General features: G+C 63.2%; 16 protein-coding genes and 1 tRNA gene. 13 read left to right on the forward strand and 4 right to left on the reverse strand.

Annotated features, from left to right (window positions below; all coding sequences use genetic code 11):
* Positions 1 to 13: 13 nt before the first annotated feature.
* On the reverse strand, positions 14 to 634 hold the full coding sequence (locus AC097L_RS08745; RefSeq protein WP_479585946.1) for a HupE/UreJ family protein: 621 nt from the start codon (positions 632 to 634) through the stop codon (positions 14 to 16).
* The gene (locus AC097L_RS08750) at positions 631 to 1,257 is read right to left on the reverse strand and encodes a HupE/UreJ family protein (RefSeq protein WP_479585947.1); all 627 of its coding nucleotides are present in this window, start codon (positions 1,255 to 1,257) and stop codon (positions 631 to 633) included. The genes AC097L_RS08745 and AC097L_RS08750 overlap by 4 nt, the downstream gene beginning before the upstream one ends.
* A gap of 389 nt (positions 1,258 to 1,646) precedes the next feature.
* Here AC097L_RS08750 and ppsA point away from each other — a divergent pair, with 389 nt between their 5' ends.
* From ppsA to AC097L_RS08800, 10 genes are all read left to right on the forward strand, one after another.
* Positions 1,647 to 4,049: a phosphoenolpyruvate synthase gene (gene ppsA, locus AC097L_RS08755; RefSeq protein ID WP_479585948.1), complete on the forward strand. Its 2,403-nt coding sequence runs from the start codon at positions 1,647 to 1,649 to the stop codon at positions 4,047 to 4,049.
* Between the two features lie 147 nt (positions 4,050 to 4,196).
* Positions 4,197 to 6,443: a VC_2705 family sodium/solute symporter gene (locus AC097L_RS08760; protein WP_479586331.1), complete on the forward strand. Its 2,247-nt coding sequence runs from the start codon at positions 4,197 to 4,199 to the stop codon at positions 6,441 to 6,443.
* A gap of 67 nt (positions 6,444 to 6,510) precedes the next feature.
* Positions 6,511 to 6,879 carry a 30S ribosomal protein S6 gene (rpsF, locus tag AC097L_RS08765; protein ID WP_295953935.1) on the forward strand — a complete coding sequence of 123 codons (369 nt, stop codon included), beginning with the start codon at positions 6,511 to 6,513 and terminating at the stop codon, positions 6,877 to 6,879.
* 33 nt (positions 6,880 to 6,912) lie between these two features.
* Entirely contained in the window at positions 6,913 to 7,200 is a 288-nt protein-coding gene (priB, locus tag AC097L_RS08770; RefSeq protein WP_479585949.1) for a primosomal replication protein N, read from the forward strand.
* Between the two features lie 14 nt (positions 7,201 to 7,214).
* Entirely contained in the window at positions 7,215 to 7,499 is a 285-nt protein-coding gene (gene rpsR / locus AC097L_RS08775; protein WP_092761761.1) for a 30S ribosomal protein S18, read from the forward strand.
* Positions 7,500 to 7,511: 12 nt separating this feature from the next.
* Positions 7,512 to 7,964 (forward strand): 50S ribosomal protein L9, encoded by a 453-nt coding sequence (gene rplI / locus AC097L_RS08780; protein ID WP_479585950.1) that lies wholly within the window; start codon positions 7,512 to 7,514, stop codon positions 7,962 to 7,964.
* 175 nt (positions 7,965 to 8,139) lie between these two features.
* Entirely contained in the window at positions 8,140 to 9,555 is a 1,416-nt protein-coding gene (dnaB, locus tag AC097L_RS08785; protein WP_479585951.1) for a replicative DNA helicase, read from the forward strand.
* Positions 9,556 to 9,703: 148 nt separating this feature from the next.
* Positions 9,704 to 10,642: a threonine/serine dehydratase gene (locus tag AC097L_RS08790; RefSeq protein WP_479585952.1), complete on the forward strand. Its 939-nt coding sequence runs from the start codon at positions 9,704 to 9,706 to the stop codon at positions 10,640 to 10,642.
* Between the two features lie 15 nt (positions 10,643 to 10,657).
* Entirely contained in the window at positions 10,658 to 11,977 is a 1,320-nt protein-coding gene (gene serS, locus AC097L_RS08795; protein ID WP_479585953.1) for a serine--tRNA ligase, read from the forward strand.
* Between the two features lie 49 nt (positions 11,978 to 12,026).
* Positions 12,027 to 12,114, forward strand: a tRNA-Ser gene (locus tag AC097L_RS08800).
* A 7-nt stretch (positions 12,115 to 12,121) separates the two neighbouring features.
* On the opposite strand, the gene AC097L_RS08805 is transcribed toward AC097L_RS08800, so the two are convergent.
* A complete protein-coding gene (locus tag AC097L_RS08805) occupies positions 12,122 to 13,537 on the reverse strand; it encodes an MFS transporter (RefSeq protein WP_479585954.1) in 1,416 nt (471 codons plus the stop codon).
* 140 nt (positions 13,538 to 13,677) lie between these two features.
* Here AC097L_RS08805 and AC097L_RS08810 point away from each other — a divergent pair, with 140 nt between their 5' ends.
* The 3 genes from AC097L_RS08810 to AC097L_RS08820 all read left to right on the forward strand — a co-directional run bounded on the left by AC097L_RS08810 (position 13,678) and on the right by AC097L_RS08820 (position 16,405).
* Positions 13,678 to 14,574: a LysR family transcriptional regulator gene (locus AC097L_RS08810; RefSeq protein ID WP_479585955.1), complete on the forward strand. Its 897-nt coding sequence runs from the start codon at positions 13,678 to 13,680 to the stop codon at positions 14,572 to 14,574.
* 87 nt (positions 14,575 to 14,661) lie between these two features.
* Positions 14,662 to 15,441, forward strand: coding sequence for a ParA family protein (locus AC097L_RS08815; protein ID WP_479585956.1), 780 nt, complete (start codon positions 14,662 to 14,664; stop codon positions 15,439 to 15,441).
* Positions 15,442 to 15,616: 175 nt separating this feature from the next.
* The gene (locus AC097L_RS08820) at positions 15,617 to 16,405 is read left to right on the forward strand and encodes an SDR family NAD(P)-dependent oxidoreductase (RefSeq protein WP_479585957.1); all 789 of its coding nucleotides are present in this window, start codon (positions 15,617 to 15,619) and stop codon (positions 16,403 to 16,405) included.
* Positions 16,406 to 16,519: 114 nt separating this feature from the next.
* On the opposite strand, the gene AC097L_RS08825 is transcribed toward AC097L_RS08820, so the two are convergent.
* Positions 16,520 to 17,485, reverse strand: a complete 966-nt coding sequence (locus AC097L_RS08825; RefSeq protein WP_479585958.1) for a LysR family transcriptional regulator — start codon at positions 17,483 to 17,485, stop codon at positions 16,520 to 16,522.
* Between the last annotated feature and the right edge of the window lie 47 nt (positions 17,486 to 17,532).

Raw genomic sequence — 17,532 nt, forward strand, 5'->3', positions numbered from 1 at the left:
GCCCCGCCGTGTTTCACCCCAACGGCATGCCCTTTAACGCAAACGCCAGCACCAGCACGCTGGCTGCCGCCATCCACGATCCGGCAATCCGCAGGGCGATTTGCACCCATTGGCGCTGCGGGCACAGTGCGGTGTAGTAGGCCACGTTGGCCACCAGCACGGTGGTGCTGATCCAGGTGCCGAGCAAGGTCAGGACGGTAGCCTGTATGGTGGGGGCACCGTCCACGCCCGAATCCAGCGCTACGGCGATGGCCGCCACCGCCGCCACGCCCGCGCGCAGGCCCACCGGCAGCCGGGCCGATGCGGCCACCAGAATGCCGCAGCCCAGTGCCACAGCCATCACCACGCTTTGGCTGGACGGTGGAATGGCGATGCGGGTGGTCAGCAGCAGCGCGGCAGCGCAGCCGGTGGCAAACGCCAGCATGGGGGTTTTCAGCCGCAAAGGCGGGTGCTGGCCTAGCCAGATGCCCAGACCTACCAGCACCAGCATGTGGGGCAGGGTCAGCAGCGGATGTAACAGCCCGCCGTAAAAACTGTTCATGCCCGCCACCGAGCTGTGCGCGTGCGACAACCCGGGCAGGCAAAGCAAGACCGTCAAGACCAGGCCTGGCATCTGGCGGCGGCGTGGGTTCACAAAAAGCCGAACAAGAAGGCGAAGCCGGTGGCTGCAATTACCCCGCCGGTGGCCCGCACTACCACACGGCCCCATTGCCAGCGGATCAGCAAGCCCACGGCAATACCCGCCAGGTGCAACAACCCGGTGGCCAGCACGAAGCCCACCGCGTAGGTGATGGCGTTGGCCGCGTGCGGCAGCTCAGCGCCGTGGGCGTAGCCGTGGAAGATCGCAAAAATCGCCACCAGCACGCTGGCCACCCACAGCGGCGGCCGGGCCGCCGTGAGCACCATGCCGCCCAGCACGATGCCCGACAGGGCGATGCCTTCTTCCACCCCGGGCATGGGCACACCCAGCACGCCCAGTACTCCGCCCATGGCCATCACCAGCGGAAAGATCACCGGCAGCAACCACATCGCCGGGGTGCCCAAAAATGCCCCCCAGATGCCCACCGCCACCATGGCCGCAATGTGGTCCAGTCCGCTCAAGGGGTGGACAAAGCCGCTGATGAAGCCGCCTACTGCGCCGGTTTCCGAGTGCGCCTGGGCCAGGCAGGGCACCCCCAGAACGAGCGCAAGCACCAGGGCTTTGCGCCATGCGGGTAGACCGTGGAGACGCTTTGGCGCGGAAGTAGGGATGTGCATGGACGCTGCTCCTATGTTGGTAGTAGAAAGACCCTAGAACATACGCGGAAAACCCGTGGATGGATTCAGCTGGGTATGCAGTCAGAAAAGTGGGCGGTAAATTTGCTATAAATAATATAGCTAATGGCGTAGCTTTTATATGCGCTGGAGGCCTATTTTGTATAAATTCCTCTAAATGCTGTAACGTGGTGGTAACTCGTGCCCTGTAGTGCGCCGAGTTCTCTACAATCGCGCCATTCGAGTGTCCATTCGACCCCTACAAGTTTCCAAACCATGCCCCGTTGCGCCCCAGAACAACAAGTACACCGTCGCACGGCAGGCATGCACAGCGTCGTCCCTGGCCCAGGGCCACGGCGCGCAGACCCGGTTTTAACCTTCGGAGCTTTCCTATGTCTGCACTCTTCAGCCCGACCGCCCTGGTCGTACCCTTTGAACTCTTGAGAATGGATGACGTCGAGTCGGTGGGTGGCAAAAACGCCAGCCTCGGCGAGATGATTTCGCAGCTGCCCACCCAAGGACCGAATGGGGTGCGCGTGCCCACCGGCTTTGCCACCACGGCCCACGCGTTCCGCGCCTTCCTGGCGCACGATGGCCTGGCCGACAAGATCAGCGTCCGGCTGGCCCGGCTGGATACCGAAGACGTGCGCGCCCTGGCCGTGGCCGGTGCCGAAATCCGCGGCATGGTCGAAGCCCAGCCTTTCCCGGCCGATCTGCAGGCTGCCATCACCGAATCGTTTGCCGCGTTGAGCGCCGGCAACCCCGAGGCATCGTTTGCCGTGCGCTCGTCGGCCACCGCCGAAGACCTGCCCGACGCATCCTTTGCGGGCCAGCAGGAAACTTTCCTGAACGTGGTCGGTATCGAAGCCGTGCTGCATAAGATGAAGGAGGTGTTTGCCAGCCTGTACAACGACCGCGCCATCAGCTACCGCGTGCACAAGGGCTTTGCCCACGACATCGTGGCCCTGAGCGCTGGCGTACAACGCATGGTGCGCTCCGATTTGGGGGCGGCAGGCGTGATGTTCACCATCGACACCGAATCCGGCTTTGACCAGGTGGTTTTCATCACCTCCAGCTACGGCCTGGGCGAAACCGTGGTGCAGGGCGCGGTGAACCCCGACGAGTTCTATGTGCACAAGCCCATGCTGAAAGCGGGCAAAAAAGCCGTCATCCGCCGCAACCTCGGGTCAAAGATGGTGCAGATGGAGTTCACCACCCCGACCGAGAAAGCCGCCACCGGCCAACTCGTCAAAACCACCGACGTACCCACCGAGCAGCGCAACCGCTACTCGCTGACCGATGCCGACGTAGAGCAACTGGCCCACTACGCGCTGGTGATCGAAGAGCATTACGGCCGCCCCATGGACATCGAATGGGGCAAGGACGGCACCGACGGCCTGCTCTACATCCTGCAGGCCCGGCCCGAGACCGTGAAGAGCCAGCAGATGGGCAAAGCCGAGCTGCGCTACAAGCTCAAAGGCAAGAGCAATGTGCTGGCCGAGGGCCGTGCCATCGGCCAGAAGATCGGCACCGGCCCCGTGCGATTTGTGCACAACATCAGCCAGATGGACGAAGTACAGCCCGGTGACGTGCTGGTCACTGATATGACCGACCCCAACTGGGAGCCGGTGATGAAGCGCGCCAGCGCTATCGTGACCAACCGCGGTGGCCGCACCTGCCACGCCGCCATCATTGCGCGTGAACTGGGTATTCCGGCGGTGGTGGGTTGTGGCGACGCGACCGAAAAGCTCAAGACCGGCACCCTGGTGACGGTGAGCTGCTCGGAGGGCGACACCGGCTTCATCTACGACGGCCTGCTGGAAACCGAGGTCACCGAGGTGGAGCGCGGCACCATGCCCGAGATCCAAACCAAGATCATGATGAACGTGGGCAACCCCCAGCTGGCGTTCGACTTCTGCCAGTTGCCCAACCAGGGCGTGGGCCTGGCCCGGCTGGAGTTCATCATCAACAACAACATCGGCGTGCACCCCAAGGCCATCCTGGACTACCCGAACATCGACAACGACCTGAAGAAGGCGGTTGAGTCGGTAGCCCGCGGCCATGCTTCGCCGCGTGCTTTCTACGTGGACAAGGTCACCGAAGGTGTGGCCACAATTGCCGCCGCGTTCTGGCCCAAGCCGGTGATCGTGCGCCTGTCGGACTTCAAGTCCAACGAGTACCGCAAGCTGATCGGCGGTAGCCGCTACGAGCCCGAAGAAGAAAACCCCATGCTGGGCTTCCGTGGCGCAGCGCGCTACATCAGCGCCGACTTTGGCGAAGCCTTTGCCATGGAATGCGCGGCCCTGCGCCGTGTGCGCCTGGACATGGGCCTGACCAATGTGCAGGTGATGGTGCCGTTTGTGCGCACCCTGGGCCAGGCCGAAAAGGTCACCCAGCTGCTGGCCCAGCATGGCCTGCAGCGCGGGCAAGACGACCTGAAGATCATCATGATGTGCGAAGTGCCGAGCAACGCCATCCTGGCCGACGAGTTCCTACAGTACTTCGACGGCTTCTCCATCGGCTCCAATGACCTGACCCAGCTCACTCTGGGCCTGGACCGCGATTCCGGCCTGGAGCTGCTGGCCGCCGACTTCGACGAACGCGACCCCGCCGTCAAAGCCTTGCTGAGCCGCGCCATTGCAGCCTGCAAGGCCCAGGGCAAGTACGTGGGCATCTGCGGCCAGGGCCCCAGCGACCACCCCGACTTCGCCCAGTGGCTGGCCGACCAGGGCATTGAGTCGATTTCACTCAACCCCGATAGCGTGGTAGCCACCTGGAAACAGCTGGCGGGCTAGGGCTGTTGCGGATGCGCCCCTGGGCGCAACTGGGCTAGGATGGAAAACCCTGGATGCTTCGGCACCCGGGGTTTTCTTTTTTTACGATCCTGACCCACCGTGTTTGCCCCTCCCTTCGTCACCACACCCACATTCACCCGCCTGCGCATGGCCTTGCTGCTGCTGTGGGCGGTGCTGTCGTTTGGCGTGGTGTTTTTTGCGCGCGACCTGACCTGGGTGGTGGCGGGCTGGCCGTTGAACTACTGGTTTTGCGCCCAGGGCGTGGTGCTGTGCTACCTGCTGATCGTGGTGGTGTACGCCTGGCGCCGCCGCCGTGATGGTGCGGATGCCGAGCCCGGCCAGGTGCTGCCTTCGCTGCGCCGCCTGCACCGTAACTTTGGCCTGTACGTGGTCTGTCTGCTGGCTTTTTTGGGGTTGATGGCCTGGGCCGAAAACCGGGGCCTGTCGCGCTACTGGATCGGCGGCATCTTTTTGTTTGCCACGTTTGCGCTGTACGCCAGCATTGGTATCTACTGCCGCACTTCCGACCCCGCCGAGTACTACGTGGCCGGGCGGCGCATTCCCTCCATCTACAACGGCATGGCCACCGCTGCCGACTGGATGAGTGCTGCATCTTTCATCAGCCTCGCCGGGGGGCTGTATTTGAACGGGTTTTCTGGCTCCAACGGCCAGCCCGGCGGGCTGGCCTACATCATGGGCTGGACCGGCGGGTTTTGCCTGGTGGGCCTGTTGATTGCGCCGCGCCTGCGCCGTATGCAGCTCTACACCGTGCCCGACTTTTTTGGCGTGCGCTATGGTGGCCGGTGGCCGCGCTGGATTGCCGCTGGGGCGGCGGTACTGTGCTCGTTCACCTATGTAGTAGCGCAGATTTATGCGGTGGGGCTGATCACCTCGCGCCTGACCGGGGTGCAGTTCGAGATCGGTATTTTGCTGGGGCTGGGCGGGGTGCTGGTGTGCTCGTTTTTGGGTGGCATGCGGGCGGTCACCTGGACCCAGGTGGCGCAGTACGTGATTTTGATCCTGGCGTTTTTGATTCCGGTGTCGTGGCTGGCGTACAAACAGCTGGGCAACCCCCTGGCCCCGCTGGTGTATGGCCAGCAGTTGCCGAAAATCGCAGCACTGGAAAAGCAGTTGGGCGAGTCGCCCTCGGAGCGTGAAGTGCAGGCCATTTACGCCCAGCGCGCCACCCAGTTTGGCAACATGCTGGAGGACGTGCCCCGCACATTGGTGCTGGAGCGCGCCGCTGCCCAGGCCCGGTTGCGCCAACTGCAGGCCGAGCGGGCCGACCCTTCTCTGGTGCGCAAGGCCGGGCGCGATCTGGCCGCCTTGCCCAAAGACGAGGCCACCGCGCGCGAACTCTGGAGCCACGCCCGGCAAGACAACCTGGAGCGCGCCCAGCCGCTGGCGGGCATGACACCGCACGCCCAGGTCTTCAACGGCAACCCTGACGGCACAGCCGCCGAGCGGGAAAGCTTCAGCACCTCGCGGCTGAACTTTTTGGCACTGATTTTTTGCCTCATGACCGGCACGGCCGCGCTGCCGCACTTGCTGACGCGCTACTACACCACGCCCTCGGTGGCCGAGGCCCGTAGCTCGGTGGCCTGGTCGCTGTTTTTTATCGCGCTACTGTATTTGGCCGCGCCCGCGCTGGCGGTACTGGTGAAGTTTGAGGTAATGAGCCAGTTGGTAGGCCAGAGCTTTGACACCTTGCCCACCTGGATTGCGCAATGGGCGCAGGTCGATCCGTCCTTGTTGCAAGTGACTGATGTGAACGGCGACCACATTTTGCAGTTTGCCGAGCTGCGGCTGGGGGCTGATCTGGTGATGCTGGCCACGCCCGAGCTGGGCGGCTTGCCCTATGTGGTGTCGGGGCTGGTGGCGGCGGGGGGCTTGGCGGCAGCCCTGTCCACGGCCGATGGCCTGCTGCTGACCATGGGCAACGCGCTGGCCCACGACCTGTACTTTCGGGGCGAGCGGGACAACGCTTCCCCGTCGGACCCGATGGTGCGGGTGCTGCTGTCCAAGTTCGCCTTGTTGCTGCTGGCACTGGCGGCGGCCTATGTGGCGGCGCAAAAGCCCGCCGACATTTTGGCGCTGGTGTCGGCCTCGTTCTCGCTGGCGGCTGCAGCGTTTTTCCCGGCCATGGTGGCGGGCCTGTTCTGGCAGCGCACCACGCGCCGTGCCGCCGTGGCGGGCATGCTGACCGGGCTGGGCGTGACGCTGTGGTACATGCTGGCCAATGTGCCCGCGGTGCGCGGCTGGCTGGGCTGGAGTGGATCGGGCCTGTGGTGGGGCATACAGCCGATCTCGGCCGGGGTGTTTGGCCTGCCTGCCGGGGCCTTGGTGGTCTGGCTGGTGAGCCTCTTAAATCTCTCGCCAGAACGCGGGCTATAATCGCAGGCTTTGCCCTTGCTACACCACTACAGACGCAGTGGGTGGCTTCACATCCTTAAGGAGAAATATGCGTCATTACGAAATCATTTTGATGATCCACCCGGATCAGAGCGAACAGGTTCCAGCCATGCTGGAACGCTACAAAGGCATGATCGTTGCCGGTGGCGGCAAGATCCACCGCGTGGAAGACTGGGGCCGCCGTCAACTGGTGTACCTGATCAACAAGCTGGCCAAGGCCCACTACCTGTGCGTCAACATCGAAGCCGATCAAGCCATCATGGCTGAACTGGAACACGCGTTCAAGTTCAACGATGCCGTGCTGCGCCACCTGACCGTGGTGATGAAGAAGGCTGAAACCGGCCCTTCGTCGATGATGAAGACCGTCGAACGCGAAGAAGCGCGCAAGACCCAGCAAGCCGAGTACGCAGCCCACTAACGTGGTGCTCGCTGAACGGAGTTCCCACAAGGAGTGAACCACGTTGTTTTGACGGCCTGTCTTGCAGAAGTTAAAAACCTGCGCTACACGCCCGCCGGATTGCCCGCCCTGGACATGGTGCTCGAACACGAGTCCAGTCTGGAACAAGCAGGCCATACCAGGCAAATCAAAGCAGCCGTAAAGGCAATAGCCTTTGGCGCAATTGCCGAGCGAATCCAGCAGCAGCCCTTGGGCAGCGTCTGGCAATTCACCGGTTTTTTAGCCTCACCCCGACTGGGTAAGAACCCCGTACTTCATATCCAAGATTTCAAAACAGATTAGATTAGGAGTCCATCATGGCCGGACCAAAACGTTTCAATAACAAAGACAAGCGCCCCAAGCGCAACACCCAGTCCCTGCTGTTCAAGCGCAAGCGCTTTTGCCGCTTCACCGTGACCGGTGTGGAACAGATCGACTACAAAGACATCGACACGCTGCGCGATTTCATCGCTGAAAACGGCAAGATCATCCCCGCACGCCTGACCGGCACGCGCGCGATTTTCCAGCGCCAGCTCAACACCGCTATCAAGCGTGCGCGTTTCCTCGCCATGCTGCCGTACAGCGACCAGCACCGCATCTAAGGAAGTACGAACATGCAAATCATCCTGCTCGACAAGGTTGTGAACCTTGGCAACCTCGGCGACATCGTCAAGGTCAAAGACGGCTACGCCCGTAACTTCTTGATCCCCACCGGTCGTGCCCGCCGCGCTACCGAAAAGGCCAAGCAAGAGTTCGAAGCCAAGCGCGTCGAACTCGAAAAAGCCGCTGCTGCCAAGCTGGGCGCGTCGCAAGTCATGGGCGAAAAGCTCGCTGGCTCGACCATCAAGCTGACGCAAAAAGCCGGTGTGGACGGTCGCCTGTTTGGCTCCGTGACCAATGCCGACATCGCAGAAGAACTGAGCAAGCAAGGCTACAAAGTCACCAAGGCCCAGATTCGTCTGCCCAACGGCATGATCAAAACCACCGGCGACAACACCGTTTCCGTGGCTTTGCACACCGACGTGGTCGTTGAGATCACCGTGGCTGTGTACGGCGAAACCGCTTAATTAGCGTTTCTCTGCAAGAGGCCGCCAGGGTGCAAACCCTGGCGGCCTTTTACATTGGGCCGCGTGTTATACAGGGTTGTCCCCAGGCTTATCCACGCTTCGCCCCCAGACTTGTGCCTCGACCTTGCCGGGTCCGCCGCGTAGCATCCAGCATCACCCTAGGAACCCACTCCCCATGTCTGCCGTTTTTCCCGCTCTGGACGATTCCTATGGCCAGGACCGCCAAATTGCGCAGCTGCGCATCCCGCCGCACTCCATCGAGGCCGAATCCAGCGTGCTGGGCGGCCTGCTGTTGGACAACAACGCCTGGGACCGCGTGGGCGACCTGCTCAAGGACGATGATTTCTACCGCTACGAGCACCGGCTGATCTTTGCTGCCGTGCGCGAGCTGGTCAACGCCAGCAAGCCGGCCGACGTGATCACGGTGTTCGAGCGGCTGCAAAGCATTGGTAAGTCGGAGGAAGTGGGCGGCCTGGCCTACCTGAACTCGCTGGCCCAGTACGTGCCCAGCGCCAGCAATATCCGCCGTTACGCCGAGATCGTGCGTGAGCGCGGCATTCTGCGCAAGCTGGTCACCGCCAGCGACGAGATCGCCACCAACGCCTTCAACACCCAGGGCCGCCCGGTGGACAAGATCCTCGACGAGGCCGAGCAAAAAATCTTCAACATCGGCGAAGAGGGCGCGCGCAACAAGCAGGGCTTCCAGGCCATGGAAACCCTGGTGGTCGATCTGCTGGACCGCGTCCAGGAGATGGCCGACAACCAGAACGACGTGACCGGCGTGCCCACCGGCTTCTACGATCTAGACCGACTGACCTCGGGCCTGCAGCCGGGCGACATGATCGTGCTGGCCGCCCGCCCGTCTATGGGCAAGACCGCCTTCGCCATCAATATCGCCGAGCACGTGGCGCTGAAGGAAGGCCTGCCAGTGGCGGTGTTCTCTATGGAAATGGGCGCCTCGCAGCTGGCGATCCGTATCGTGGGCTCTATCGGCCGCATCGACCAGGGCCATCTGCGCACCGGCAACCTCACCGACGACGAATGGCCGCGCCTGGCCGAGGCGGTGGAAAAGCTGCGCACCGTGTCGCTGCACATCGACGAAAGCCCCGGCCTCACCCCCAGCGAGCTGCGTGCCAATGCCCGCCGCCTGGCGCGCCAGTGCGGCAAGCTGGGCCTGATCGTGGTCGATTACCTGCAGCTGATGAGCGGCTCGGGCAGCGGCGGCAATGGCGACAACCGTGCCACCGAGCTGGGCGAAATATCCCGGGGTTTGAAGATGCTGGCCCGTGAACTGCAATGCCCGGTGATTGCGCTGTCGCAGCTCAACCGCAGCGTCGAGCAGCGGCCGGACAAACGCCCCATGATGAGCGATTTGCGTGAGTCTGGCGCCATTGAGCAGGATGCCGACATCATCATGTTCATCTACCGCGACGAGTACTACACCAAGGACGCGTGCAAAGAACCCGGCGTGGCCGAGATCATCATCGCCAAGCAACGGAACGGCCCGACCGGTACGGTCAAGCTGGCCTTCCTGCGCAACATCACCAAATTCGAAAGCCTGGCCAGCAATTACAACAACGGCGACTATTGAACATCCCCAGGCTGCAGCGCTGCGCGTCTTGCGCCAACCCCCTTGCAGGGGGCAGCACCAGCGGCCCGGCGGAGTCGGTTCCGCGGTGTTCTGCGTGAAGCCGTTATCGTTTATTGCGCGATAGCTGGCGTGAAACTTTGGAGAAAAAATGAATCGCTCTGAAATTGATAGCGCCTTGCACAGGTTCCATATGCGCCAGGAGCACTTTTTACGTAAAACTCCGCTGTGGAAGCTCTCGGGCGCTGTGCTGGGTGTGGACTGCGCCGAAGTTTGGCTCAAGCTGGAGCACCTGCAGGTGGGCGGCAGCTTCAAGGCCCGCGGCATGCTCAACCGGCTGTTGGCCAACCCCATCCCTGCGTCGGGCGTGGTGATCGCCTCGGGTGGCAACGCGGGCATTGCCACTGCCGCTGCAGCCCAGGCTTTGGGCGTACGCTGCGAGGTGTTTGTGCCCACCAGCTCGCCCGAGGCCAAGCGCGCTCGCCTGCGCGACCTGGGGGCCGAGGTGGTCGTCACCGGCGGGGCCTACGCGCAGGCTTTTGAGGCCTGCATGGCCCGCCAGCAGGCCACCGGCGCGCTGCTGACACACGCCTACGACCAGCCCGAAGTGCTGGCAGGCGCCGGCACCCTGGCGGCCGAAATCGAAGCCCAGGGCGGCGTGCCCGACAGCGTGCTGGTCAGCGTGGGCGGTGGCGGTTTGATCGGCGGCATCGCCGCTTGGTTCGAGCAGCGCAGCCGCGTGGTCGCGCTGGAGCCCGGGCTAGCGCCCACCTTGCACAGCGCCCGCCAGGCCGGGGAACCAGTGGATGTGGCCGTGGGTGGCATCGCCGCCGATTCGCTGGGGGCCAAGCGTATCGGTCAGCTCGGCTGGGAAGTCACCCAGCGCCACGTGCAAGAGGCCCTGCTGCTGAGCGACGAGGCTATCGTCGCGGCCCAGCGCTGGCTGTGGAAAGAGCTGCGGCTGGCAGTAGAACCCGGCGCGGCCCTGGGGCTGGCGGCCTTGCAAACCGGCGCGTACCGGCCACGCGCCGACGAGAAAGTCGCCTTGATCCTGTGCGGCGGCAACGTCGATCCAGCCACTTTGGCGTGAAATTAAAATACCCCCATGCTTGACATACTTACCCTCCGCAAAGACCCTGATGCCGTGGTCGCCCGCCTGCAAACGCGTAAAAATCCCCAGCAGTTTCTGAACGTGGATGCGTTCAAGGCTCTGGAATCCGAGCGCAAAACCATCCAGACCCGCACCGAAGACCTGCAAGCCCAGCGCAACAGCGCCAGCAAGCAGATCGGCCAGCGCAAAGCCAAAGGCGAGGGTGTAGACGACCTGATGGCCCAGGTAGCCTCCATCAAAGATGTGCTGGAAGCCTCCGCCGTGCGCCTGGAGCAAATCCAGGCCGAGCTGCAAACCCTGCTGCTGGCCGTGCCCAACCTGCCGCACGCCAGCGTGCCCGTGGGCGAAGACGAGCACGCCAACGTGGTGGTGCGCACCTGGAATCCCAGCGAGCGTGCGCCAGGCACTATGGAATTCGCAGCTAAAGACCATGTGGATCTGGGCGCTCCGCTTGGGCTGGACTTTGAAATGGGCGTCAAGCTCACCGGCTCGCGCTTTACCGTGATGCAAGGCCCTATTGCCAAGCTGCATCGCGCACTCGCCCAGTTCATGCTGGACGTGCAGACCGAAGAGCACGGCTACACCGAATGCTACGTGCCCTACATCGTCAACGCCGACTCCATGCGCGGCACCGGCCAACTGCCCAAGTTTGAAGGCGACTTGTTCGCCGCTAAAAAGGGTGGACAAGACGGTGAAGCCGTTCCGGACCACAGCGCGCTCTACCTCATCCCCACCAGCGAAGTGCCGCTGACCAACTTCGTGCGCGACACCATCGTGGCCGAGGCAGACTTGCCCATCAAGCTCACCGCCCACAGCCCGTGCTTCCGCTCCGAAGCCGGCAGCGCCGGGCGCGACACCCGGGGTTTGATCCGCCAGCACCAGTTCGACAAGGTGGAAATGGTGCAAATCGTCCATCCCGACCAGAGCTACGAGACGCTGGAGCAAATGACCGGCCACGCCGAAGCTGTGCTGCAAAAGCTGGGCCTGCCGTACCGCGTGGTGTCGCTGTGCACAGGCGACATGGGCTTTGGCGCGGCCAAAACGTACGACCTGGAAGTCTGGCTGCCCGGCCAAAACACCTACCGCGAAATCAGCTCGGTCTCCAACTGCGAAGCCTTCCAGGCCCGCCGCCTGCAAGCCCGTTTCAAGAACGCCCAGGGCAAGAGCGAATGGCTGCACACCCTGAACGGCTCCGGCCTGGCTGTGGGCCGCGCCCTGGTGGCGGTGTTGGAAAATTACCAGAACGCCGACGGCTCGGTCACCGTGCCGACTGTGTTGCGCCCGTATTTGCGTGGTTTGGAGACGTTGGCCTAAAAGCCGCATTGCGGCCTGCTAGAATAGTGAGCGTTGCCTAACCGCAATCGGAAGAGTGGCAGAGTGGCCGAATGTACCTGACTCGAAATCAGGCGTACCGCAAGGTACCGTGGGTTCGAATCCCACCTCTTCCTCCAAGTATTTCTAGAAAAGCGCCTGCCCAGGCGCTTTTTTTGTTTCTGCACTGCGCTTGCTGACCAGTGCGATGGCGACTGCGGCGATGAGCAGCATGGCTGCGACGGCGAAGGTGGTCTGCATCCCGGTGGCCACGGCCTCTGGTTGTGCCGTGGTGATATCGCTCGTGCCTGCTGCGAACGCAAACACCGCGCCCATCACCGAAGTGCCGGTGATCAGCCCCAGGTTGCGCGACAGGCTGAGCAGGCCGGAGACCACGCCCCGCTGGTTGTCGGGCACGTCCAGCATCACGGCGGTGTTGTTGGCGGCTTGGAACAGCTGGTAGCCTGGGGTCAGGATGGCGATGGCGGCGATGTAGCCGACCACGCCAAACACTGCAGGCAAAAGCGAAAGCGCTACTGCGCCCGTCGCCATGGCCACCAGCCCAACGACGACGATGGGTGCCGCGCTCCAGCGGTCCACCACCCGCCCCGCCAGCACGCCGCCCAGGATGGAGATGGCGGGGCCGACGGCCATCACCATGCCTACTGCCGCCGCGTCCAGCCCCAGCGACCGCGACAAGTAGAACGGCCCGACCACAAAGGTCGCCATGATCACCGTGGCCACCAGCAGGTTGATGGCCAGGCTGGCACCCAGCGCCGGGTCGCGGAAGGCGGCCAATTGGACCAGGGGCGATGCCACACGGGTCTGGCTGAACACGAACAGGCCGGTGCCCACCACCGCTGCCAGCAGCAACGCCACATTCAACGCACCGAAGTGGCCACGCCCCATGGTCATGGCCAGGGCGTAGGCCGCCAGGGGCAGCGCCAGCAGCAGCGTGCCAATGCCGTCGAAGCGGGCGCGGTCCGGTTGCGGACTTGGGCGGTCGGCGGGTAGATGGCGCTGTGCCAGCAGAAAGGCCAGGATGCCCAGCGGCAGATTCACCAGAAAGATGCTCTGCCAGCCTAAGCCGCCAATCAGCACGCCGCTCAGCGTGGGGCCAAGCGCCGTGCCTACGGCGGACATGGTGCCTAGCAGGCCCATGGCGCTGCCGGTCTTGTCCTTCGGCACCGTCTCGGCCACAAAGGCGATGGTCAGCGCCATCATGGTTGCTGCGCCCAGGCCTTGTGCCACCCGGGCGGCCAATAGCAGCGCCAGCGTGGGTGCGGCAGCGCACAGCACCGAGGCCATGGTGAACAGCAAGATACCGCCCAGCAATAACCGCCGACGGCCCCAGATGTCCCCCAGCCGCCCGACGCTGACGATCAGTGTGGTGATAGCCAGCAGATAGGCCAGCACCACCCACTGGACTTGCTGGAACGAGGCGCTGAAGGCCTGGGCCAGCGTGGGCAAGGCCACATTGGCGATGCTGGTGCCCAGCGAGGACAGCAACATGGACAGCGACAGGCTGGCCAGTGCCCAGGGGATTTGGCGGGTTTTGAACATGGATGGGTCTTTCTGTGGAGCTAGGCGCTAGCGTAGGTCTTTACCCGGCATGGCGGAAGACGCAGCGTTTGCACTGTATGCGTGCACAGAACGCCACCTCAGGTGCCATGCCAGGCGTGATTTGCGCTATCGTTGGACGCATGGCAACCCCCGATTTCAACCTGCTGGTCACGCTGGATGTGCTGCTGGCCGAAGGCAGCGTGGCGCGCGCCGCCAAACGCCTGCGCCTGAGCCCGTCGGCCATGAGCCGGGCGCTGGCGCGGCTGCGCGAAACCACCGGCGACCCCTTGCTGGTGCGTGCCGGGCGCGGCTTGGTGCCCACACCCCGTGCGGTCGAACTGCGCGAGCGCGTGCGCCAGTTGGTTGAGGATACGCAAGCAGTGCTGCGCCCCGCCGAGACGCTGCAGCCCGCCCAACTGGTGCGCACGTTCACGCTGCGCACCAACGACGGTTTTGTGGAGTGCTTTGGCCCCGGCCTGGTGGCCCGCGTCGGCGCAGAGGCCCCTGGCGTACGGCTGTGCTTCGTGCAAAAGCCCGACAAGGGCAGCGCGCCCCTGCGCGAGGGGGCTGTCGATCTGGAGATCGGCGTGGTGGGCAGCACGGCCGCTCCCGAGCTGCGCACGCAGGCCTTGTTCCGCGACCGTTTCATCGGCGTGGTGCGCGCGGGCCACGCGCTGTGCCAGGGCGAGACCACACCCGCCCGCTATGCCGCCGGGCAGCACATTAGCGTGTCGCGGCGCGGGCTGTTCAAGGGGGCGATTGACGAAGCTTTGGAGCCGCTGGGGCTGCAGCGCGACATCACCACCATCGTCGGCGGTTTCTCGACCGCCCTGGCGCTGGCCCGGGCCTCTGATCTGGTGGCTAGCGTGCCCGGGCGGCACACCGGTGTGCTGCGCGAGGGCATGCACAGCTTTGCGCTGCCGGTGGCCACGCCCGAATTCACCGTGTCCATGCTCTGGCATCCCCGGCTGGATGGCGACCCGGCGCAGCGCTGGCTGCGCGGCTGTGTGCGCGAGGTGTGCTGGGCCATGGACTGAAAAATGCATGTGCTCCAGCGCTGACAATACACATCAGTTTTCACACCAGTTTTTGTAAATTTGCTCTTCCCTACCAGGACTATTGCTATGCCACTTGTCGTTTTCAACCAAAAAGGTGGGGTGGGCAAGTCCACCATTACCTGCAATTTGGCCGCCATCAGTGCCAGCCAGGGGCTGCGCACGCTGGTGATCGACCTGGACCCGCAGGGCAATTCCAGCAGCTACCTGCTGGGCGCACAGGCCAAAAATGACCAGCCTACGGTGGCCGGGTTTTTTGAGCACTGCCTGAGCTACAGCCTGCGTACCGTGCTGCCCACCGACTTCATTGTCACCACGCCGCATGAGAACCTGCACCTGATGCCGTCCAGCCCGCTGCTGGGCGAGCTGGAGAGCAAGCTGGAGTCACGCCACAAGCTGTACAAGCTGCGCGAGGCCTTGCAACTGCTGGCGGCGGGCTACGACCGCATCTACATCGACACGCCACCCGCGTTGAACTTTTACACCCGCTCGGCGCTGATCGGCGCGCGGGCCTGCCTGATTCCATTCGACTGCGACGAGTTTGCCCGCAAGGCGCTCTACACCCTGCTGGACAACGTGGCCGAGATCCGTGCCGACCACAACCCCGGCCTGGTGGTGGACGGCATTGTGGTGAACCAGTTCCAGCCGCGTGCCAACCTGCCCCAGCGCATGGTGAATGAGCTGGTAGCCGAGGGCCTGCCGGTGCTGCAGCCGTACCTGCCGTCGTCGGTGAAGATCCGCGAATCGCACGAACAGTCTTTGCCCATGATTTACCTGGACCCGCAGCACAAGCTGACGCAAGCCTTTGTGGCCTTGCACGCGGTGGTACAGGGCCTACGTGCCGCATAAATTCGTTTGCTATTTATTTAATAGCTACTAGCGTAGGTTCTATCTGCGCTAGAGCCCAATTTTTTATAAATTCAGCATAGGTGGCCTCAGTCTTTACTTGACGTGCACTGGGTGCACAAGGCATAGTCCATAGCAAAATAATTCCTATTTTGTTTTAACTGATACCGCTATTGCAATGACAAAAAACGAACCGAATCAGACTTCTGCCTCCATCTACCCCAGCCTGCGCGACCAAGCTGTTTTTATTACCGGCGGGGGCAGCGGTATCGGGGCTTCCATCGTGGAGGCGTTTGCGCAACAGGGCGCGCGCGTGGCTTTTGTGGACGTGGCCGAGGCCGCCAGCCAGGCGCTGGCGCAGCAACTGGTGGATGCCGGTTACCCCGCGCCCTGGTGGCGGAAGTGCGATGTGCGCGATATTGCGGCGCTGCAAACCGCGGTGGCGGACGCGGCCAGCGCGCTGGGTGACTTTGCCGTGCTGGTGAACAACGTGGCCAGCGATGACCGGCACACGCTGGAATCTGTCACGCCCGATTACTACGACCAGCGCATGGCCATTAACGAGCGGCCCGCCTTCTTTGCCATCCAGTCGGTGGTGCCGGGCATGCGGCGGCGCGGAGGCGGCGCTATCGTTAACCTGGGTTCAACCGGCTGGCAGACCAAGGGTACGGGTTACCCGTGCTATGCGATTGCCAAGTCGTCGGTCAATGGCCTGACCCGCGGGCTGGCCAAAACCCTGGGCGCGGACCGCATCCGTATCAACACGGTGTCGCCCGGCTGGGTAATGACCGAGCGGCAGATTGAACTCTGGCTGAACGCCGAGGGAGAGGCCGAGATCCAGCGTACCCAGTGCCTGCCCGACAAGATGCGTCCGCAGGACATCGCCCGCATGGTGCTGTTTCTGGCCTCGGACGACGGCGCGATGTGCACTGCGCAAGAGTTCAAGGTGGATGCGGGCTGGACATAAATTGCATTGCTACATTTTTTGATGTAGTTATAGATAGCGCCTTGCGCAGGTTCTATCTGCGCCAGAGGTCTTTTTTATGGTTAAAAAATGGCCAAAAATCTGCCAAATCAACCATTAGGCGTCACTGCCCTCCAGTGCGCAGCCATAGAGTTCCAGGCTGGCTGCTTTCAGGGCCGTCAGCATCACCTTTGCGGCGGGTGAAGGCAGGCGGTCGGTGCGGGTGATGATGCCGAACGCGTCCATGTGGCAGGGAATCTCCAGCGGCACGATGGCGACCAGGCCGTGGGCGGCGTAGTAATGCGCCACGTCGGCCGCAATGACGGCCAGCATGTCGCTTTGCTGCAGCATGCGGGTGATGAACAGCAGCGCGGCCGACTCGATCACGTTGAGCGGCGGTGCCAGCCCCACTTCCTGGAACATCAGCTCAAATCGGTGCCGCAGCACGCTGCCCGCGGGCGGCACGATCCAGCCTGCGGTCACTACATCGCGCAGTGCCAGTCCTTCTATGTTGACCAGCGGATGGCCGGGGCGGGCAATGGCGCACACCGGTTCTTCGATCAATGGCTCGTAACGCAGATTGGTTTTGTCTTGCTCGGCAAACAGGCGTGCCACCACCAGGTCCAGCTTGCCCTGCTGCAGCCGTTCGATCAGCACAGGGCTGTTTTCAATTTCCAGGCCGACGCGCAGCGTGGGCTGCTCCCGCTTCACCATGGCCACGGCGGATGGCAATAGCGTCAGGCCCGGCGAGGTGATGGCGCCGATGCTGACCTGGCCAAACCGACCAGCCTTGAGGGCCGTGAGCTCCTCGTGCGCCTGGTTCAGGCTGGCCAGGGCCACGCGGGCATGGCGGATCATGGTTTCGCCGTACCAGGTGGGGCGCATGCCGCGCGGCAGCCGGTCGAACAGCGGCACCCCCAGCGCGTCTTCCAGGTCCTTGAGCAGCTTGGAAGCGGCCGGTTGGGTCATGTTCAACACCTGCGCCGCCCGGTGAATGTTGCCCTCGTCGTCCAGCGCCACCAGCAGCAGCAACTGGCGGGTTTTGAGGCGGGCACGGATGAACCACGGAGTGCTTGATGCCATGGGGTTTTCCAGAATGTGAATATTAATATGTATTTTGGCTAAAAAAC

The sequence above is a fragment of the Rhodoferax sp. RT5P35 genome (assembly GCF_056521385.1).